The following is a 21,057-nucleotide window of genomic DNA, read 5'->3' as shown; positions in this document are numbered from 1 at the left end:
TACTGGGCTGTATGTCCTGAGTGGATTGCCTACAGCCATATTGATTTTTACTTCAGCGCAAAGCGCTGTAAAGTTAGGATATTAATCAATTAAGGCAAGCTAAAATAAGCCAAAATTAAAAATTGTTAAGCTGTTAATAGACAGTCTTGGGAAGTGAAGAGGGATATACGTCAAGCATGGGCAAAATTGTAGGTATTGACTTGGGTACGACAAACTCTGTGGTAGCCGTTATGGAAGGTGGCAAACCCATAGTAATTGCGAACTCAGAAGGTAGCCGCACCACCCCCTCCGTCGTTAGTTTTACCAAAGATGGTGAGAGGCTAGTCGGACAGATGGCACGTCGTCAGGCAGTGCTAAATCCAGACAATACTTTTTATTCTGTCAAAAGATTTATCGGACGCAAGCATCAAGAGCTATCGGCTGACATCAAAAAAGTGCCTTACACAGTCCGTCGTGATGAGCAGGGTAATATCAAGTTACGCAGTCCGCGTCTGGAAAAGGACTTTGCGCCTGAAGAAATTTCGGCAATGGTGATCCGTAAGCTGGTGGATGAGGCAAGCCGCTATTTAGGCGAACCAGTCACAGGGGCGGTAATTACCGTTCCTGCCTACTTTAATGATTCGCAGCGCCAAGCCACCAAGGATGCAGGACGCATCGCAGGAATTGAGGTGAAGCGGATTTTAAATGAACCGACGGCAGCTTCCTTAGCCTATGGCTTGGATAAAAAATCTAACAAGAAAATTTTAGTATTTGACCTCGGCGGCGGCACGTTTGACGTTTCCGTACTTGAAGTTAGTGATGGCTTATTTGAGGTCAAGGCAACTACTGGCGATACTCAATTGGGCGGCGACGATTTCGATCGCCAAATTGTGAATTACTTAGCCGAAGAATTTCTGAAATCCGATGGAGTGGATCTCCGCAAAGAGCGTCAAGCACTCCAAAGACTCACGGAAGCTGCGGAAAAAGCCAAAATCGAGTTGTCAACGGTGGGTGTAACCGAAATTAACTTACCTTTTATTACCGCTACTGCCGATGGTCCCCTGCATTTAGAAACGAGCTTAAAGCGATCGCAGTTTGAGCGACTCAGTACAGATTTGTTGGAGCGTTTGCAAATCCCCCTTGATCGGGTGTTGCGGGATGCCCAAATTAATCCTCGCCAAATTGATGAAGTGGTTTTAGTGGGCGGCTCGACCCGTATTCCTGCGGTGCAAGAAATGGTGGAACGGGCGATCGGTAAGCCGCCTAGCCAAAGTGTTAATCCCGATGAAGTTGTGGCGATCGGTGCAGTGATCCAAGCCGCTATTTTGTCTGGCGAAATCAAAGATGTTTTATTGCTGGATGTCACTCCTTTATCCTTAGGTGTCGAAACTTCGGGCGGCGTAGTCAAACGCTTAATTCCTCGAAACACGACCATTCCCTGCCGCAAAATGGAACTTTTCACCACAGCGGAAGACAATCAAACTTCCGTAGAAATCCATGTGATCCAAGGCGAAAGAGATCTGGCTGAATATAACAAATCGCTAGGACGCTTTAAACTAAGCGGACTCGATCCACAGCCAAGGGGAGTTGCTCAAGTTGATGTCACCTTCGATTTGAATACCGATGGGATTTTGTCCGTTACAGCAAGCGATCGCCGTACTGGTGTGGAGCGTCGGGTCACCATTCGAGGAGCTTCTACTCTAGATGAAAAAGAAGTCGAGCGGATGGTATCGGAAGCGGAGAAGTTTGCCGATCGCGATCGGGCAAAACGGGAACGTATCGAAAAATTAAATCGTGCTGATAATCTCGCCGTAGGAGCCGAGCGGCAACTGAAGGATCTAGCTCTCAACTATGGCTACAAACTCAGTTACGAGCGTCGCAAACAAATCGAAAGTTCCATTAAAAAGCTAAGGGAGGCAATTTCTAAAGAAGATGATGCGCTGATTGATCGCGCCCAAGTGGAATTGCAAGAAGCTCTCTATGCTTTGTCTACTGAACTCTACGCTGAGGATGAATACTACGAAGATGAAGATGATGATCTCTTTGGCGGCCTTCTCGAAAGTATTGGCAGTTTTGCTAGCCGCAATAAGCGTGGAAAGGATGAAGACGATCGCCGCCGCCCCAATACGCGAGTGTCCTACGATGATGATGATGATTGGATGTAATATCCAAATAAGGGGCGCTTATGGAATCTATAGCAAAGCAAGAGTTAGCCAGCACAAACCAAAACCCCAAAAACTGTGACGCACGCTACGCGTGCGCCACAGTTTTTGTTTCTGGATTTTTAATTATGCCCCGCTAGTTAGTAATTGAGCAATAATTTTAGGTCTTATGAGCAAATACCATCTTTTCAAAATGGGGCTATTTATTTTAGGTAGTCTTTTGCTAAACCCCAAACAAATACTTTTGATTTCTGGTTTTGGGCATCACACTATCTCAGAAATGATTGAAAGTCCTGAGTTCGGTAAAGGAATGCAAAAATTTCTACGCGATATAGCCAAACCTTGATTAATCGCAGTAACACAGTCTATTTGTTGAATACGTTCTGCCGCGAAGCCAATCTTGCCTTACCAGAGGCAGCCCATTCTTGCAAAACTTGAATTTCATGTTGAGCCGTTTGGGCTAGCGGCACGATTTGGCTAGCGGCTTCGAGAATATCATCGGTGGTAAAATCACGATTTTGACTGAAGCCGATATGCATGGCTTCGATGATGCCCTGTTCAATTTCTGCACCTGAAAAATCTGGTGTTTCATAGGCGAGGCGATCAATATCGTAGGCGCGAGTATTGTGGGGACGGTACTTGCTCAAATGCACTGCAAAAATTTGCGATCGCTCCTCTTGGTTAGGCAAACCCACGAAGAATACCTCATCGAATCTGCCCTTTCGTAAGAGTTCAGGAGGCAAAGCACGGATATTATTCGCAGTTGCCACCACAAATACAGGCGAAGTCTTTTCTGCCATCCATGTTAGAAAAGTTCCAAAAACACGATTCGTCGTTCCTGAATCACCACGACCTTCAACACCTGAGAAAGCCTTATCTATTTCATCAATCCACAATACGCAGGGAGAGAGTGCTTCTGCTAGCTGAATCATTTGCCTTGTGCGAGACTCACTCTCACCAACTAGTCCCGCAAACAGACGACCAACATCGAGGCGCAATAGGGGCAAATGCCAATGGTGAGAAATTGCCTTCGCGGTGAGGGATTTGCCAGTGCCTTGAATTCCTGCCAAGAGCAATCCTCTGGGATGTGGTAAGCCATACTTACGGGCGCGATCGCTAAAGGCTCCCCCTCGCCTTAACAACCATTCTTTGAGATTATCCAAACCACCAATATCACTAATTTCCGTAGTCGATGGATAGAATTCTAAGATCTGTGTTTGGCGAATACTTTGGCGCTTTTCTTCGAGAATTAGTTCTACATCTTCGGGACGCAAGCAGTTGTTTTCAGCGATCGCTTTGGCTAATACTCGCCTGATGCGCTCTAGAGATAAACCTTGACTAGCACGGACTAAATCATCGATCGCCTGTTTGTTTAATTGCAGATCATTAGCTGAGTTTGTCGAATTGGCGATTTGTTCAATTTCTATTTTCAGTTCGCTAGGATTGGGAAGCGGAAATTCGAGAATTGAGAAAAATTCACTGAGGCTGTCAGGGATATTAATTTGTGAGGCAAGCACAATGATATTCTGGGCTTCACTTTTGAGCTTGCGGGCAAGATTTTTCAGCTTACGGGCGATCGCTACATCATCGAGAAAGCGATCGAAATCTCGCAACACAAACACCGCACCTTTGGGGATTTTATCCACAAATTCCAAAGCTTGGAGGGGATTGCGTTTACCAGCCCCCGCATCAGTCGGATTAGACTGATAGCCATCAACAAAATCCCAAACAAATACGCTACGACCAAGGGATTTTGCCACATTGGTAATCACGGCTTCGACCCGTTCCTCTTCGGCTGAAGGTATATAAATCAAGGGATAACGGGCGCGGAGGGTCAGATTTAAGTCAGCTTCAAAATTCATAGATCAGCAAGCCGTGAGTAAAACGCTAGAATATCTACAGCCTATAATCTACAGGAAACTATAGCAATAGTGGCAACAGCATAGGTTTTCACAGATTGTGATTGTAACTAATGGGAAGAAAACGTGATATTCAACAAATTGAGGCGATCGCTAGAGAGTTTAAGATGGACAAACGACTCCGAGAAGATTTTGGAGATTTTATTGAGCAGGAAAAAGCAGATGGTCATCGCGGTAGTTTAAATGACAAGGGTGACTTTACTTATGCAGAACTTCGTCAAAAGGCAAAAGAGTTTTTAAGAGAAATAAAACCATGATCATTTCTACAAAAATATCTGATACAACCAACCCAAATATCCAAGTATCTCAAGAAATTGTAAATGTTATAAATATTTTAACTGAGCAATTAATTGGAGAGATTTGCCATCAAGTTCGCTTTAGTTATGGAGATGAACTACATCTTGATTTTGGAGAAATGTCAATCTGTGACCATCCTAAGTTAAGAAATTTACAAAAAGGAAGCTGGCAGTTTGGAGCCAGGGCAACGCCTTGGCTATTAAAAAAATCAGGGCAACTTTTGCTTAAGTCTGAAGAACCTGAGACTGATGACGAAATCAAGAACGCTAAACAACTTACTAGAGAAAGTTTAGAGAACAAGAAAATTCTTAAATTTGAAGTTAATCCAGAGAATTTAGAGTTGCAATTATTATTTGAAGAAGATTATGAATTGATTTTGCAACCAGATTTAGAAGATTTAGATTTATCCTATTGGGACTTATTTATGCCCAATGACAAAGTTTTAGAAGTGGGAGCAGGTTACTTTTGGTCTTGTAAATCTGTATATGACAGATACTAAGGCTTAGGTCGGTGGCTTTATTTTTGGCTTGTTCAAAAAGATCTAGACGAATTACGGGCTTAGCACCTAGATTTAGTTGATAGTGCTAAAGTTGATACGGTCAGCTTAAAGCGCCGCCTATTCCAGCATGTAGATCAAGGTTTGTAGGGTTTATTAACAATGTTGCAAGAGATTCAGTTACCTGTCGTTGCCGATACGAAAAAGTGGACAATTCAAGATAGTGAGACCCTTTATCGCATCAATGGCTGGGGTGAACCTTATTTTAGTATTAACGAGGCTGGTCACGTAACTGTCTCCCCCAAAGGTGATCGCGGGGGCTGTATTGACCTGTTTGAACTGGTGAATGATCTCAAACAAAGAGGATTGCGATCGCCGATCTTAGTTAGATTTTCCGATATCCTCGCCGATCGCATTGAACGGCTTAACTCCACCTTTGCTAAGGCGATCGCCCGTTATAACTACAATGGCGTTTATCGTGGCGTTTTTCCTGTCAAAGTCAATCAGCAACGTCAATTGGTGGAGGAAATAGCCAAGTATGGGAAACCCTTTCAGTTTGGGCTAGAAGCAGGTTCTAAACCCGAATTATTAATTGCCCTTGCCACCTTACGCACTCCCGGTTCACTGCTGATTTGTAATGGTTACAAAGATGCTGAGTATATTGAAACAGCCCTGCTGGCAAGGAAACTGGGACAAAATACGATCATTGTGATCGAGCAGTTGGAAGAAGTGGAGATGATCATTCGGGCGGCAACAAAGTTGGGAATTGCGCCTGTGGTTGGGGTTAGAGCGAAGCTTAGTGCCAAAGGTGTTGGACATTGGGAAGATTCGACAGGCGAACGAGCAAAGTTTGGATTGAGTATGTGGGAAATTCTCGAAACTGTCGAGCAATTAGAAGCCGCTAATATGCTGGATTCCCTGAAACTGCTACATTTTCACATTGGTTCGCAAATCAGTAATATCAGCACCATCAAAGATGCCTTGCGGGAAGCAGGACAAATCTATGTGCAGCTTGCAACCCTAGGCGCACCCATGGGACATCTCGATGTGGGTGGTGGTTTGGGCGTAGATTACGACGGTTCCAAAACTAATTTCTATGCATCTAAGAACTACAGTATGCAGAACTATGCCTACGATATCGTCGCGGCGATTAAGGATGCTTGTACCGAAAAGGGAATTCCTGTACCCACCTTAACTAGCGAAAGTGGTCGGGCGATCGCTTCTCACCAGTCAGTCTTAATCTTTGACGTAGTGGGCATCAGCGGTACTCCCAACCAGCCCATTGAACCATTAAAAGAAGATGAGCATCTAATTGTACGGAATCTTTTTGAAGCTTTAGAAAACATCAATGAGAACAACTATCAAGAGATTTATCATGATGCCGTTCAGTTCAATCAGGAGGCGGTTAGTTTATTCACGTTTGGCTATCTCACCCTGAAACAACGCGCTAGAGTGGAACGCCTATTTTGGGAATGTTGCGATCGCATTCTCAAGGTAACTCGCAAACTTAACTATGTCCCCGATGATCTCGAAGATCTAGAAAAAGCGATGGCGCTGACTTATTATTGCAACTTCTCAGTATTTCAGTCTGCTCCCGATAGTTGGGCGATCGATCAACTCTTCCCGATCATGCCCATCCATCGCCTCAATGAGGAACCCACCTGTCGCGGCACGATCGCAGATTTAACCTGTGATAGTGATGGCAAAATTGACCGCTTTATCGATTTGCGCGATGTTAAATCGGTTCTCGAATTACATCCCTTTATTGCGGAAGAACCTTATTTCTTAGCTCTATTCCTTGGTGGAGCTTATCAAGAAATTCTTGGTGATTTACATAATTTGTTTGGTGATACCGATGCTGTGCATATCCATGCAACTCCCACAGGCTATAAGGTTGAGCATGTGATCAAGGGTGACTCGATGACTGAGGTACTCGCCTATGTGCAGTACAATCGCGATGCGATGCTAGAGAATATTCGTCAAGAAACGGAACGCGCTCTCCAAGAGAAGCAAATTACCCTTGATGAAGCAAGATTATTCTTACAAAAGTATGAGCATTGCTTAAATGGATATACCTATCTCAGCTAACCCTAATGCAGCCCTGCTGTCGATCGCGTAGTACCAAATGAAGAAATGGCTCCGCCATTTCTTCATTTGGTATAAATCACGAAAGTGTGACAGCACTTTCATGAATTGGTAAACGTATCCTTTGCGGTTATTGAGTGCGTTACGCTGACGCTGACCCACCCTACGCTCGATTACTGAGATTTCCGATCGCTTGATTCAGAGTTTTTAATTCTTGCAAAATTTCCCGCAAGAGCCGATTAGTTTCATTCTGAGTCGGTTCCTGCACCTGAATCGTTACCTGCTTCATCTTCAGAACATCTCTAGCAAATCTGGATACTTCCGTAGGGTGAAATAACAACGGTTCGCGATCGCTTTGGCGCAACTCTGGATTGAGCTTTTGGGGATCATAGGGTAGGTTAAGGTCACTTTGATTGGGGTCAGTATTGGCATATCGATATACCGAAGCCCGCGATCGCCCCAAAGCTTTTTGGATCGCCTCTACATCCATTAGCTCGTAGACATGATCCGAATTTAGATTAAATGCAGAAAAAGGGAGACTCATAACTACGGTGGCAAATTAGAACATCGCTATGTACAGTATAGTCTCATAGGGAGTCTTATAGTCCCAAAACTTTATATATGTAAGTGGCGGCGCGAAGTGCCGCCACTTACATATATAACAAGCTCAAGAACCCAAATTTGCTAATTTCTCATTCACAAAAATCTCAATATCTTGCATCGCCACAGGCATCGCCCCAAGAATTTCTAAAGCTTTGTCATGATCCTGCGGAAAATTTATTCCTTCTAATTGAATGGCTAAATTACGCATTTGTAACGCCCCAACATTACTACTCGAACCCTTAATATGGTGAGCCTCTTTCATAATTGGTGAGAGATCGCTAGTAGCGATCGCTTCACCGATTATGGTTATTCTTTGCATCACATCTTCTATATATACTTGCAAAACCTCAACCTCAAACTCTAGATCTCCCTCTGATATTTGGTTTAGCTGATCAAGATCTATAGGGGAAAGTTTCTCATTCATATAGATTAATGATTTTCGATCATTTAACTTATCTGGAGCGATTTTTATGAATACATAAGGAAATTACCGCTCAAAGGAAGCAAGATATTTCGGTTCCTTTGAGTGCAAAGCGTTGTAAACGATAAAAGAGAGAGGCTGAGTCTAGGGCAGCATCTCTCTTTTATCGTTTGGATTTGTCTTAACATGACTAGCTGTGGCTATATATTTGGCTAAGCTAACATATATTTATCCCCAAAAACTAGAAAAACAAACCAAAGGCTAGATAATTGCGAGTTTTTTATACAGGCGATCGCAATATCGATGTTAGAATGAGCAGCAAATGTAAAGATTTGCTAAGCCATCTATTTATTCAAAATTTTACTAGGACTAATCCCGTTAAAGCGAGATTAATTCTAGATTCTCGATAATTCAACAAGACGAGTCATATCGACCATGCGTATCATTTTAATGACTGGAAAAGGCGGAGTTGGTAAAACTTCCGTAGCAGCAGCGACAGGTCTGCGTTGTGCTGAATTGGGTTATAAAACGCTAGTTTTGAGTACCGATCCTGCTCACTCCCTCGCCGATAGCTTTATGGTCGAGTTAGGTCACGATCCGAAAGAAGTAAGACCAAATCTTTGGGGAGCCGAACTAGATGCTCTAAGGGAGCTTGAAGGAAACTGGGGTGCGGTCAAGCGTTATATTAGCGAAGTTCTTCAAGCACGAGGCTTGGAAGGTGTACAAGCCGAAGAGTTAGCCATCCTCCCGGGGATGGATGAGATTTTTGGTTTAGTGCGAGTGAAGCGTCACTATGACGAAAAAGATTTTGATGTATTGGTAATTGACTCTGCACCAACAGGGACAGCACTGCGCTTGCTATCTCTTCCAGAAGTCGCAGGCTGGTATATGCGGAAGTTTTATAAACCCTTGCAAGGGATGGCTCAGGTCTTGAGTCCTGTATTCGAGCCAATTTTTAAGCGGGTTACAGGCTTCTCTTTACCCAATAAAGAAGTGATGGATGCTCCCTATGAGTTCTATGAAGAATTGGAAGCACTCGAAAAAATCCTCACCGATAACACAATTACTACCGTCCGATTGGTGACAAATCCCGAAAAGATGGTGATCAATGAGTCGCTCAGAGCGCATTCCTATCTTAGTCTCTACAATGTGGCGACAGATTTGGTAATTGCTAATCGGATTATTCCAGAAGAAGTTCAAGATCCCTTCTTTAAAGTTTGGAAGGATAATCAGAAGCAATATTGCGAACAAATCTATCGTGACTTCCATCCTCTGCCGATCAAGCAAATTCCTCTCTACGCTGAGGAAATGTGTGGTATTACCGCTCTAGAGCGTCTGAAAGAAACCTTGTTTGGCGAAGAAGATCCTGCTCAAATTTACTATAAAGAAAATACGATGCGGGTGGTTGAAGAGAACAAGCAGTATCGCTTAGAACTCTATCTTCCGGGAGTTCCGAAGGAAAAGATTGAACTTACTAAAACTGGCGATGAGCTAAATATCCGTATTGGTAATCATCGTCGTAATTTAGTGTTACCTCAAGCCCTCTCTGTTCTCCAGACATCGGGCGCGAAAATGGAAGACGATTATCTCAAGATTCGTTTTACTACTCCTGTCTAAAATATCGCAGTAGCTGGGCATAATTAAAAAACCAGCCCCAAAACCTGTGGCTCACGCTGCGCGTGCGCCGCAGGTTTTGGGTTTTATATTTAATTTCGCTTAAGTGTTGTAACTAGGCGGAACTGCTTAAAAGTTCTTTTACGGTATCTAGCAGATCATCGGGATGAAAAGGCTTGGTAACGTAGGCATTAGCGCCTTGTCTTAATCCCCAATGGCGATCAGCTTTAGTGGATTTGGCAGAACACATCACAATATTAATGTTCCACGTTTCAGGATTATCTCTCAGTCGGCGACATAGTTCATAGCCATGCATTTGAGGCATGATGATATCTGTGATTACTAAATCTGGGTGAAAAGATTGAGCCTGAGCGATCGCTTCTAAACCATTACTCGCGGTAGAAATCTCAAATTGATTATTTTTGAGTAAATTGACAATCATTTCTCTCTGCGTAGAACTATCTTCAACAACTAAAATCTTAGACATGGCTTTGAATCTCCATTCAATCACTCAATCCTAGGCTGGAGAATTTGATTACACATGAAGACTAAGTCCTGAATTGAGGTAGTACTTTAGTCCTATCCTCAATTAGGACTAAGGTTACTTGAAGAATTAACTCATAAAAGTTAAGCTCAAATAATAAAACGAATCACAATAGATTTTTGGAAAGTTGTGCTTTGCACAACTTTTCAAAAATCTAGGGATTCGGGTTTAAGTGTAATCGGACAATCCTATGAAAATTCGCGTTTTACTGGTAGACGATCATGCTTTCATTCGTCGCGCCCTCAAAATCTCCCTTGGTGATGAGAATTCTCTAGAAATAGTTGGCGAGGCAGAAAATGGAAAAGTAGCGATCGCGCAGGTAGAACTTCTCAAGCCAGATGTTGTTTTGATGGATATTCAAATGCCCGTCATGGATGGAGTAGAGACCACTCGTCACATTTGCGATCGCGCTCCAGAAACAAAAGTCCTGATCTTGACCATTGACGACACCGATGAAAATATTTCGCAAGCTCTAAAATACGGCGCTTCGGGATATATTCTCAAAAATACGCCACCTGAAGAATTAGCATTTGCGATTCAGGCCGTGTACCGAGGCTATATGCATTTAGATTTAAACTTAGGTCGAAGAGTAATTGCGCGAATACCAGAAACTGCCGATGTTTTGAGTACGGACTGGAGTAAACTCACCCCCAGAGAACAGGAGATAGTGCAGTTGATTGCGACAGGAGCTAATAACGAAGAAATTGCTAATCAACTGTATATTTCACCTAAAACAGTCAAAAATCATATTACCAGCATCCTCAGTCAGCTAAATCTACGCAATAGAACTCAAATTGCAATTTTAGTAGCTCAAGTTAAAATCTAAAATAAATAAGATTTAGGCAATCAATGAAAGTGCGGCGCTTTGCGCCGCCACTTTCATTGATTGCGGGATTGCTTTGCTTAAACAAAAAATTAACAGAGTCATTTGTTAAACTAACCTCAACTATTTATTGCGAATTCTATGGAGCAATTTGGACAGCATTCCGATCCGATTACTTTAGTTATTTCAGAAGTTGTTGAACCAAATCTCATCGAAGAATATGAGGATTGGACTAAAGGAATTAATCAATCTGCTCAGCAGTTTGCAGGATTTATAGGAGTGGAAATAATTCGCCCTCGCGATCATCAATATCCTGAATATGTGGTCATAGTAAAATTCGATAATTACGATCATTGCAAAACTTGGCTCACGTCGTCTGTCTATCAGCAATGGATGCGAAGATCAAAAGAATTTATTGCAAGGCGATCGCTTCAACATCAGTCCAGTGGTTTAGAGTTGTGGTTTACATTGCCACAAAATTCATTGCCAGCCCCTCCCCAACCCGCTTACTACAAACAGGTCATCGTGGGAGTGATTGCCGTTTACCCGCTTATCTTATTAGCCAATCTAGTTGTTGCACCGTTTTTGCAGGGATTACCACCATTAATCAGCTTACTAATTTCGGTGATTTTTGTTTCTACGTTGCTGACCTATCCCGTCATGCCTTATCTGACCAAAATACTCAACTTTTGGCTTTATCCAACCCCAAAAAGAAAAAGGAGATAATACCAAAGGACAAAATGGCTACGCCATTTTGTCCTTTTTACACCCTTATTATAAGGTTAGGTCACAAAACCCGAAGCGAGTTACAGCGCTAATCACCGCAACTCGCTTCTTGGGTTTCGGTTTATCCTAAGGCAAGAGACTACAGCTATAGATAGGGCTAGCGACTCACTAAAAAATTAATCACTGTATAATTTCGGGAGATAAAAGAAATTAATTTTGTTCGATGCAGTTCCTAGGGATACATCGATAGCATTACCTAGTAATCTATTGTTAGTAAATTACGATGAGGAGAGATAAGTGGTAAATATTGGCTATCATTCAGCAAAAATACAAGCGAAATTTCTCCGATCAATTTATAAATCCAATCTTTCTGCCATAGTTAGTTTCCCAATCAAACAAAGCCGTCAAGTTCCAATTAAGGTCTATGCTTTATCCTGCGAACGTGATTTACCAGAGCAGGTGGCAAGTTTGCGCTCTTTTCTCCGTTATGTAGGCATCCCAGAAGCATTTATCATCATGTCTGATGGAAGTTATACCCATGAAAGCATTCAACTTCTTAAGAAAGTGCATCCCTGCGTCGATGTACAACTTTTGACTAAATTTCAAAGAGAAGATCTGCCGCCATCTGTTTATGAATATGCATCTCAACAGGCGATGGGAAAGAAGCTTGCGGCTCTCATGTCTATTCCCATTGATGGCTCAACTCTTTATACTGATTCAGATATTCTTTTCTTTAAGGGAGCTTCAGATTTAGCAGATTTGGCTTCTTCAACTGATAAGAATACTTACTATCTGCCCGATTGTAAAAATTCCCTAGATAGTCGTCTCATTTATGAAGATATCGAAAAGCAAGATCCAATTAATGCGGGATTCATTTTATTTAAAAAGGCTTTAGATTGGAGTGAGCCAGTTCAGAGATTAGGGAAATTATCGGAATCTCCTAATTATTTTTCAGAGCAAACTATCGTGAATTTAACAATTAAACGTAATCATGGAGTCGCCCTTGCGAAAGATAAATATATTATGAATGTGGATGATCAGTTTATGTACCCCGATAAGTTTGCTACTAAGAAAATAGCGATGCGCCACTATGTCAACGATGTTAGACATAAGTTCTGGCTCTCAACATTCTTTAAACCGTAAGGGTAATGCTATATAGGTAAGGATGGGCGGCGCGAAGCGCCGCCCATCCTTACCTATATAAAACTAGGACTACCACCTTAGGAATTAAAGAAACAATAAAAATAATTACTATTCCAAATTTATGCCCAGAATAGCGAGCTTTGATATCTTTGACACAGTTCTTACCAGATTAGTAATTGAACCTACGGAAATTTTTAGAATTTGTGGCGATCGCGCTTTGCAATTTGGCTGGACTAACTTCTCTGCGGAAACCTATCTGGCAGCCAGAACTAATGCCGAAAAGCGATCGCGTTTATTTTATGAAGGAGGAGAAGTTAGTCTGGATGAAATCTACCGCGAATTTGCGAATGCTATAGAAATCCCCTTAGATATCATAGATAAGCTCAAGCAGCTAGAGCTATTAGTAGAAACAGAATATCTAGTGGTTGTACCGCAAGCACTAAAAATGATTGCTCAAGCAAGACAAGTGCATTCACAGATTCTTTTTCTCTCCGATATGTATTTGCCTGCCGAGTTTTTAGAAGAGAGATTGAAATATTACGGCTGTTGGGAAGAAGGCGATCGCCTCTACGTCTCTTGGCAATATCGGAAATCCAAGGGTAAGGGTGATTTGTTCTTAAAGGTTTTAGAAGATTTGAAACTATCACCTCAAGACCTCACCCATATTGGAAATAACGCCAATTCTGATGTCGCACAACCTCAATCTTTAGGAATAAAGGCAACTTATTTCCCTGATGCTAATCCTAATCGTTATGAATCAATTCTGCAAAAATATGCCCACAGCACCAATGGAATTATTTCCCTCTGGGCGGGTATTTCTCGCTACACCCGCTTAACTAGAGAAGTCAAAACCTCCAAAGAATCTATATTGCGTGATATTGCCGCCTCCGTGGCAGCCCCCGTATTAACTGCCTATGTAATCTGGATACTCCAACAGGCAAAAGTTCGAGAGCTTGCCCGAATTTATTTTCTGGCAAGGGATGGAGAGATTCTCTTACAGATCGCCAAGGAGTTAGCGCCCCAGATTTATCCAGAAGTAGAATTACGTTACCTATACGTTAGTCGCCAAGCCTTGAGAATGCCCGGATTAACTAAGATTAATAAAGCTTTTTGGGAATGGATGTTTGATGATACTGACATTTTTACAATTGAAAGCCTGTTAGCCAGAATGTGTCTAGATCATCAAACTGCTCAACCAATTTTTAAATCATTAGGCTATCCAAGCGATCGCTGGCAGCAAAATTTATCCGCAAAAGAGCGAGTTAACCTACGCGCCCAATTAGAACAAAATGCCACTCTAGCCCCCCTAATTCTCGACATTGCTAAGCAAAAGCGAGAAGTCCTCAAAGCCTATCTGCAACAAGAAAAAATGCTAGATGGTCAAGCATTTGGGTTGGTTGATGTGGGCTGGCGCGGTAGTTTACAGCTTTCCTTAGAAAATGCCTTTGAAATATTTGGTTCAAGACTACCAGTTGGTTTCTATTTTGCCCTCGACAAACCTACAGGCGGATTGAAATTAAAAGGAGAAGTTGTCGCATTTTTCTTTAATCTAAATAACTCTACAGGACTTCGCAATACTATCGACTACCGATATGTTTCTTCGATGGAAGTTTTTTGTGCAGGTTGTGAAGGAACTACTCTTGATTACGCCTTGCAAGATGATCTCTCGGTTAAACCAGTGCTGAAGCATATCCAGAATCAGCCCGCCCTAGATTGGGGTTTACCATCATTTCAGGAATCAGTAATCACTTTTGTAAAGCTTATGGTCGAGCGATCGCCTCGTAATTTTGATTGGTCTACATCTCCTAAACTATGGCGCGAAGCTTTAGATGAAATGTTCGTTACCCTAAAACATTCGCCTTCCCTAACAGAAGCGAACGCCTTTACGGATTGTCCATTTTTTGACGATCCCAATGAACTTTATCACTTCTATTGGGCTATGCCTTTTAGATTGATAGATATTATTAAATATGCGATCGGGCAACGAGAAAGCTTTAATGTCCATCGCAACGCATGGAATGAAGCCAGTTTTCAGGTAAGCTCACCTCTAATTCAAAAATTAGTACTTGTGGCGATCGCTCAACGTCAGTTGCTCAAAAAATCCAAAAGATTTTTGAATCAACTCCAGATTTTACGCAAAAATTAAAACATAATGTTAGAGACAGCTTCTAAATTCCTCTCTCAAATAGATAGAGACATAATTACAGATAAATCAGATTCGCGATTAAATAACAGCGATCGCGCCATATTTATTCTCTACGACCAGCTCAATCTCGCAGTATTCCCTAAAGCATTGCTTGATCAAAAGCCTTTGCTAATCTTTGTCGAATCTTTTAGCTATGCCACCGCAATTCCCCATCACAAGCAAAAATTAGTTTATATTCTCAGCGCTCAGCGACATTTTGTGATCGCCTGTCAACAACTGGGATTTCCCGTGCTAAATCTATTCACAGAAGGATTTCATGCCGAGGCGATCGCTGATTTTTTGGAGCAGCATCCCCATATTGATTTAACCTATATGCTGCCGTCAGAATGGGATACAAGACAGCAAATGGCGCTTCTTAGTCAGCAATTTGGCGATCGGATTAATGTAATTCCTAATAATTTTTTTATAGCTGACCCAGAGCAATTTAAATCAAAAATCAAAAAGGGTTATCGTTTAGAAACATTCTATAGAGAACTTCGTAGGCAAACTAATTACTTGATGGAAGATGGTAAACCTATTGGCGGTAATTGGAACTATGACAAAGAAAATCGTAAGTCTTTACCGAAAAATATTCTTATTCCGACGATTCCTGAAATTGAGCCTGATGCAATAACACAGGAAGTAATTGAACTTGTTCAAAACTATTTACCAAATGCTTTTGGGAAACTCGAAAAGTTTAATTATGCGGTAACTCGCGATCGCGCCTTGGAACTGGCGAAATTATTTATCGAAACTCGGTTAGCCAGCTTTGGAGCCTACGAAGACGCAGTCAAAACTGGCGAGCCATTTCTATTTCATTCAGTTTTATCAATTTATCTCAACAATGGCTTACTCCTGCCTCAAGAACTTTGCGAAATGGCGATCGCTGCCTATCACCAAAATCTTGCTCCCCTAAACTCCGTTGAAGGTTTTGTCCGTCAAATTCTGGGCTGGCGCGAATATATAAGGGTCTATTACGAAGCCAAGATGCCAGAGGCTCGCGAAAGCAACTATTTTAGGTTTACTAATGATTTACCTCAACTTTATTGGGACGCTCAGACTGATTTACTGTGCCTAAAGGATGCGATCGCCAATGTTCTCAATTATGGCTATTCCCATCACATTCAGAGATTAATGATTTTGAGCAATTTTAGTAATCTCACCAATACCGATCCCCGTCAGCTTAATCGCTGGTTTTGGCTTGCCTATGTGGACGCTTACGAATGGGTAGAACTTCCGAATGTCTTGGGGATGTCTACCTTTGCTGATGGCGGGATTTTAGCCTCAAAGCCCTATGTAGCGGGTGGTAACTATATCAATAAAATGAGCAATTGCTGTTCTCAATGCCAGTATGATGTCAAAGAAAAAACTGGGGAGAAAGCCTGTCCGTTTAACTATTTATATTGGAACTTTATCGATCAGCACCGCGAGAGTTTTGCAGAAAATGGGCGGGTATCGCTAATGGTTAATGCCTACGATAAAAAATCTGAATCTGAGCAACAAGCAATTCGTGAATCTTCTTTAAAATTTATCCAGAGCTTGAAATAAATCCAACACAAGATTGCTAAATCAACTTATAAAGGCAATGCAATTTATCTCTAAACTGCATTGCCTTTATCTCATCAAATAAGGCGATCGCTTATCTTGGTCTTTATCTAGCTCAGTGCAAATATTGCTCTCTGAATGATAGATATATTCGATATCTTCCTGCGACAGAATAAATTCTAAATATAACTCTCCCATCCAATCACGCATTTTGGTTAACTTGGAAAAGAGATTAAACTGAGATTCTGTAAGCATTTTTTGGATTCTCTCTAGTTGCACAGGAGTCATAGGTTTACCCCTCCCTTAAACCGACTTCTATATTGTGCAACTAGTTCCCTATTTTGCTTGTGACATGACTGTTCCTTTTTAAGAGATTTTATCCCTATTAATTAGCGATCGTAATCACCATATCTTAGATACTCAAGTCACTGGAAAATTTTTATTGGGCTTTGATTTTGTTTTAGCACAATAATGGAAGCTACATTTTTAAATCTCAAATTAAAGCAAAAAAAATGCATAAATTGTACAACTTTTGTATAGCTTGTCAAATTAAAATAAAAACAAATGTATGAAATGTATAACTTCTGTATAACTTGTCAATAACTTTTTGCCTTGATTTTTGGTTGATTATTTAGTAACTATATATAGCAGTAAGTTTTAACTATCAAATTTTCTAATATTTGCTTTTAAAATTCGAGTCAATCTAAAAGCGTAATTACTTAATTTCACTATTTAGTTAAATAGTGAAAAAGGTTAAACATTTTTATGATTTTTGTCTTAGGAATTATCGCTCAACGGCACAAAAATTATGCTTCATTCTACGGCGCTAGGGTTAGAGATCTCTTCTACAGAGAGTCCACAAGCAAATATTTGTCATTCTCAACGTTCTGACAGCCATCGGACATCGCTGCCATATTCAGTTGAAAAGCCATTAGTTTCGCTACTTATACCCGCTTATAACGAGTCAACTATTATTGAAAACAATCTAGAAATTCTTTGCAGTTACATGGAATCTCTAGAGTACAAATATAGATGGGAAATGATCATTGTTAACGACGGAAGTCGAGACAATACTCACAAATTAGCCTTAGAGTTTGCCAAAAATCGTAATAATATAACCGTCCTTCATCATCGCACCAATTTTGGTCTTGGACAAGCTTTGAGATATGGTTTTAAAAATTGTCAAGGTGACTATATAACGGTTGTAGATCTGGACTTAAGCTACTCCGCTGAACATATCGGCGATATGCTCGACCAAATTATTAAGTCCCAAGCCAGAATTGTCGTGGCATCTCCTTATATGAGAGGTGGCTCAATTTCAAATGTGCCATTTTTAAGGAAAATCTTGAGTATTTGGGCTAATCGCTTCTTATCTTTCACGGATAATAAAAGTCTTGCCACCTTGACGGGCATGGTCAGAGTCTATGATGCTAAATTCCTGAAGAAGTTAAGTCTTCGTTCTAAAGGTATGGAAATCAACCCAGAAATCATCCATAAAGCTAGACTTCTGGGTGCGCGAGTTGAAGAAATACCTGCACATTTACATTGGCTACCCCAAAAAGCCAACCAAGTGCAACGCTCATCTAGTATGAAAATTGCTAAGCATACACTTTCGATTCTTCTTTCTGGTTTCCTATTTAGACCCGTAATCTTTTTTCTCATTCCCAGTTTAATTCTATTTTTATTGTCGCTTTATGCAGACTTTTATGCATTTATCAGATCGTGGACAAATTATCAAGAGCTTGCTAATTACCAGCAATTTCCTGATTTTACGGAAGCTATAGCTATGGCTTATGCTCAGGCTCCCCACACCTTTTTTATTGGTGGAATTACGTTGATTCTATCAATCCAATTTTTCAGTCTTGGAGTTCTATCTATGCAGAGCAAGAAATACTTTGAAGAAATCTTTCACCTTGGTACGACTATATTCGAGGGTAAAGCAAATCCTGAAAAATCATAATTGTGACTGCCTCAATAGATATTGCAAAAATATTGTGGGGCTGAGTGAGTTGAAGTTTGTTATCAGTAAATCACGAGCATCTCAAAAATTAGTTAGGTATATTTAAAATGGAAGCTACTCAAACTCTAGTCAAGCCAATTCAATTACCATCGGATCAAGATTCCTCTGGACGAACTCTCGGAGAAGCAGAGCTTAAACTTTTAGCTGAAGCCATCAATAGCGGTACACTCACCAGTACTAAAGGAAACTTTGTAAAGGCTTTAGAAAATCAGTTCGCAGAGATGCTCGGTGTTAAGTATGCCTATGCCTGTTCTTCAGGCTCAGGGGCTATTCATACAGCGATCGCCGCAATTGATCCCGAACCTGGGGATGAAATTATCACTACTTCCATTACTGACATGGGGGCTTTGACTCCGATTCTCTATCAGGGCGCAATTCCTGTTTTTGCTGATGTCGATCCTACAACTTGGAATGTCACTGCGGAATCGATCAAGGCTTGTTTGAGCGATCGCACCAAAGCTATTATTGTGACGCATCTTTTCGGCAATCCCTGCAACATGACCGAGATTGTTGAATTAGCTGCTTCCCGAAACATTCCCATCATTGAAGATTGTGCTCAATCATTCCTTGCAGAACACAATGGCAAAAAAGTTGGGGCGATCGGCTCCATTGGTTGCTTTAGCCTACAGCAAGGTAAACACATCACCACGGGCGAAGGTGGGATTGTGACTACTAATGACGATGCCTTTGCGAGACGGATGTTTTTGTTTATCAATAAAGCATGGGGCTATGGAGATCCTCAGCCCGATCATTACTTCCTTGCCCTGAATGGCAGAATGTGCGAGTTGCAAGGCGCAGTGGCAGTAGCTCAACTTAGCAAACTTACCGAAATAGTCCAAAGCCGCCAAGTCGCCGCAGAGAAATTGACCGCTAAATTGCAAGGTTTAGATGGAATTGTTACTCCTACCATTGATTCTCGAAATACCCATGTTTATTGGAAGTATTGCTTGAGTGTTGATAGCCAAAAAATTGCTGATGGCGCAGTGGGTCTAGCCAAGAATCTCAAAGCAAAAGGAATTTTCTCCGCACCTCGCTATATCCAAAAGCCAGCCTTTATGTGTGAGATTTTCCAAAAGCAGCGCACCTTTGGCAATTCCCGTTTCCCCTTCACTTTAGCTAGACCTGAGGCTGTGGATTATGCTACCGATCGCTTTACTGGTACTTATTCTGGTTTAGAAGCGGTTCTGGTACTGCCTTGGAATGAGCGTTACACAGACGAGCATATCAATTACATTGCCGAGGCAATTTTGGAAGCTGTTGAACAACTTAAAAAATAAACACCGACCATAAACAGGAAATAACCATGTCAAACTCAAAATTAAAATTTGGTTTAGTGGGAGCAGGGGCGATCGCGCAATCCTACATTCAAGCTTTTGAGACCACTGAGATTGCCCAACTTGTTGGTATTGCAGATGTGGACTTGTCAAGAGCGCAAGCCCTGTCAACAAAACTAGGATGTGAAAGCTTTGAATCCTACCAAGCTATGGCAGACAAACTCGAACTTGACGCGGCGATTGTCTGTACACCTCCAATTACCCATCTAGAAATTTGCCAACATTTATTAGGTCGTAAAATAAATGTACTTTGCGAAAAGCCTCTGAGCGTAAGTTCCGAGAGCGCCAAATTAATGCTCGAAGCTGCAAAAAAGTCAGGTGTAATTTTGACCATGGCTTCTAAATTCCGCTATGTGGAAGATGTAATTCAAGCAAAACAAATTGTGGCTTCAGGAATATTAGGTGAAATCGTTCTGTTTGAGAATGCTTTTACTGGTCGGGTGGATATGAGCAAGCGCTGGAACTCTCAACCACAGATTAGCGGTGGTGGAGTCCTCATTGACAACGGCACTCATTCCGTAGATATCATGCGATATTTTTTGGGCAATCTCTCGGAGATTCAAATAGTTGAGGGCAAGCGAATTCAAAATTTGGAAGTTGAAGATACTGTCCAAATCTTTGTCAAGAGTGAAATTGGCGTTCGTGGCAACATTGATCTGTCTTGGAGTATTAGCAAGGATCTCGAAAGCTATATTCGTATCTATGGCTCCCAAGGCACTATTTCTATCGGTTGGAAAGAATCAAAATATCGCCAAGCCTCTAGCAATGAGTGGACTGTATTTGGTAAGGGATACAACAAAGTACAAGCTTTTCGCAGCCAAATTGAGAACTTCACCAAAGCTATTAGAAACGAAGAGCCTCTGCTGATTACTGCCGAAGATGGCTTAGCCTCCGTAGAAGCGATCGAATCTGCCTACGCAGCCATGCGGAAAACCAGTTGGACTCCAATTTCTAATAACCTTCTCGTTTTGCCCACTAAGGAAGTTGCTTCGATCGCTGGGTAATACCAGTTTCCGAAAGTGTGATCACACTTTTAGGGCTTACGCGGGTAGATATGGCGCGGGCTTTGTCCTAGCCACATCTACCCGCGTAAGTTCTAACTTTCAGAAATTAGAAGTCAAACCCAGTTGGGGCTTTCAAAACTAAAGATGGCTAAGCCAT

General features: G+C 41.6%; 18 protein-coding genes. 13 read left to right on the top strand and 5 right to left on the bottom strand.

Features of this window, described 5'->3' with window-relative positions; translation table 11 throughout:
* The first annotated feature begins 176 nt into the window (after positions 1-176).
* The gene (gene dnaK, locus H6F42_RS19170) at positions 177-2,144 is read left to right on the top strand and encodes a molecular chaperone DnaK (protein ID WP_190400983.1); all 1,968 of its coding nucleotides are present in this window, start codon (positions 177-179) and stop codon (positions 2,142-2,144) included.
* A 362-nt stretch (positions 2,145-2,506) separates the two neighbouring features.
* On the opposite strand, the gene H6F42_RS19165 is transcribed toward dnaK, so the two are convergent.
* Positions 2,507-4,003 carry an AAA family ATPase gene (locus tag H6F42_RS19165; RefSeq protein ID WP_190400982.1) on the bottom strand — a complete coding sequence of 499 codons (1,497 nt, stop codon included), beginning with the start codon at positions 4,001-4,003 and terminating at the stop codon, positions 2,507-2,509.
* A 110-nt stretch (positions 4,004-4,113) separates the two neighbouring features.
* Here H6F42_RS19165 and H6F42_RS19160 point away from each other — a divergent pair, with 110 nt between their 5' ends.
* The 3 genes from H6F42_RS19160 (at position 4,114) to speA (ending at position 6,941) form a co-directional block, all read left to right on the top strand.
* Positions 4,114-4,317 carry a hypothetical protein gene (locus tag H6F42_RS19160; RefSeq protein ID WP_190400981.1) on the top strand — a complete coding sequence of 68 codons (204 nt, stop codon included), beginning with the start codon at positions 4,114-4,116 and terminating at the stop codon, positions 4,315-4,317.
* Positions 4,314-4,856: a hypothetical protein gene (locus tag H6F42_RS19155; RefSeq protein ID WP_190400980.1), complete on the top strand. Its 543-nt coding sequence runs from the start codon at positions 4,314-4,316 to the stop codon at positions 4,854-4,856. The genes H6F42_RS19160 and H6F42_RS19155 overlap by 4 nt, the downstream gene beginning before the upstream one ends.
* Positions 4,857-5,015: 159 nt before the next feature.
* A complete protein-coding gene (gene speA, locus H6F42_RS19150; protein ID WP_190400979.1) occupies positions 5,016-6,941 on the top strand; it encodes a biosynthetic arginine decarboxylase in 1,926 nt (641 codons plus the stop codon).
* A gap of 160 nt (positions 6,942-7,101) precedes the next feature.
* On the opposite strand, the gene H6F42_RS19145 is transcribed toward speA, so the two are convergent.
* Together H6F42_RS19145 and H6F42_RS19140 are read right to left on the bottom strand one after the other, a co-directional pair.
* Positions 7,102-7,482 carry a resolvase gene (locus tag H6F42_RS19145; RefSeq protein WP_190400978.1) on the bottom strand — a complete coding sequence of 127 codons (381 nt, stop codon included), beginning with the start codon at positions 7,480-7,482 and terminating at the stop codon, positions 7,102-7,104.
* Between the two features lie 123 nt (positions 7,483-7,605).
* The gene (locus tag H6F42_RS19140) at positions 7,606-7,965 is read right to left on the bottom strand and encodes an Hpt domain-containing protein (RefSeq protein WP_190400977.1); all 360 of its coding nucleotides are present in this window, start codon (positions 7,963-7,965) and stop codon (positions 7,606-7,608) included.
* A 432-nt stretch (positions 7,966-8,397) separates the two neighbouring features.
* On the opposite strand from H6F42_RS19140, the gene H6F42_RS19135 reads away from it, so the two are divergent.
* Complete coding sequence (locus H6F42_RS19135) at positions 8,398-9,579, top strand: TRC40/GET3/ArsA family transport-energizing ATPase (protein WP_190400976.1); 1,182 nt, start codon at positions 8,398-8,400, stop codon at positions 9,577-9,579.
* 112 nt (positions 9,580-9,691) lie between these two features.
* On the opposite strand, the gene H6F42_RS19130 is transcribed toward H6F42_RS19135, so the two are convergent.
* On the bottom strand, positions 9,692-10,063 hold the full coding sequence (locus tag H6F42_RS19130) for a response regulator (RefSeq protein WP_190400975.1): 372 nt from the start codon (positions 10,061-10,063) through the stop codon (positions 9,692-9,694).
* Positions 10,064-10,310: 247 nt separating this feature from the next.
* On the opposite strand from H6F42_RS19130, the gene H6F42_RS19125 reads away from it, so the two are divergent.
* From H6F42_RS19125 to H6F42_RS19105, 5 genes are all read left to right on the top strand, one after another.
* The gene (locus tag H6F42_RS19125) at positions 10,311-10,946 is read left to right on the top strand and encodes a response regulator transcription factor (RefSeq protein ID WP_190400974.1); all 636 of its coding nucleotides are present in this window, start codon (positions 10,311-10,313) and stop codon (positions 10,944-10,946) included.
* A 138-nt stretch (positions 10,947-11,084) separates the two neighbouring features.
* Positions 11,085-11,669: an antibiotic biosynthesis monooxygenase gene (locus H6F42_RS19120; RefSeq protein ID WP_190400973.1), complete on the top strand. Its 585-nt coding sequence runs from the start codon at positions 11,085-11,087 to the stop codon at positions 11,667-11,669.
* A 297-nt stretch (positions 11,670-11,966) separates the two neighbouring features.
* The gene (locus H6F42_RS19115) at positions 11,967-12,812 is read left to right on the top strand and encodes a hypothetical protein (protein ID WP_190400972.1); all 846 of its coding nucleotides are present in this window, start codon (positions 11,967-11,969) and stop codon (positions 12,810-12,812) included.
* 121 nt (positions 12,813-12,933) lie between these two features.
* Positions 12,934-14,958 carry a hypothetical protein gene (locus H6F42_RS19110; protein WP_190400971.1) on the top strand — a complete coding sequence of 675 codons (2,025 nt, stop codon included), beginning with the start codon at positions 12,934-12,936 and terminating at the stop codon, positions 14,956-14,958.
* Between the two features lie 6 nt (positions 14,959-14,964).
* The gene (locus H6F42_RS19105) at positions 14,965-16,545 is read left to right on the top strand and encodes a cryptochrome/photolyase family protein (protein ID WP_199289170.1); all 1,581 of its coding nucleotides are present in this window, start codon (positions 14,965-14,967) and stop codon (positions 16,543-16,545) included.
* Positions 16,546-16,611: 66 nt separating this feature from the next.
* On the opposite strand, the gene H6F42_RS19100 is transcribed toward H6F42_RS19105, so the two are convergent.
* Entirely contained in the window at positions 16,612-16,830 is a 219-nt protein-coding gene (locus H6F42_RS19100; RefSeq protein ID WP_190400970.1) for a hypothetical protein, read from the bottom strand.
* Positions 16,831-17,350: 520 nt separating this feature from the next.
* Here H6F42_RS19100 and H6F42_RS19095 point away from each other — a divergent pair.
* The 3 genes from H6F42_RS19095 to H6F42_RS19085 all read left to right on the top strand — a co-directional run bounded on the left by H6F42_RS19095 (position 17,351) and on the right by H6F42_RS19085 (position 20,900).
* Positions 17,351-18,502 carry a glycosyltransferase family 2 protein gene (locus H6F42_RS19095; protein WP_190400969.1) on the top strand — a complete coding sequence of 384 codons (1,152 nt, stop codon included), beginning with the start codon at positions 17,351-17,353 and terminating at the stop codon, positions 18,500-18,502.
* Between the two features lie 107 nt (positions 18,503-18,609).
* Positions 18,610-19,839 (top strand): DegT/DnrJ/EryC1/StrS family aminotransferase, encoded by a 1,230-nt coding sequence (locus tag H6F42_RS19090; protein ID WP_190400968.1) that lies wholly within the window; start codon positions 18,610-18,612, stop codon positions 19,837-19,839.
* 26 nt (positions 19,840-19,865) lie between these two features.
* Complete coding sequence (locus H6F42_RS19085) at positions 19,866-20,900, top strand: Gfo/Idh/MocA family oxidoreductase (protein ID WP_190400967.1); 1,035 nt, start codon at positions 19,866-19,868, stop codon at positions 20,898-20,900.
* Positions 20,901-21,057: the final 157 nt, after the last annotated feature.

Source organism: Pseudanabaena sp. FACHB-1998 (genome assembly GCF_014696355.1).
In the GTDB taxonomy this organism is placed as follows: Bacteria; Cyanobacteriota; Cyanobacteriia; order Pseudanabaenales; family Pseudanabaenaceae; genus Pseudanabaena.
Note: the sequence above shows the minus strand (reverse complement) of the source record. Positions and strands in the feature narration are given on the sequence as shown.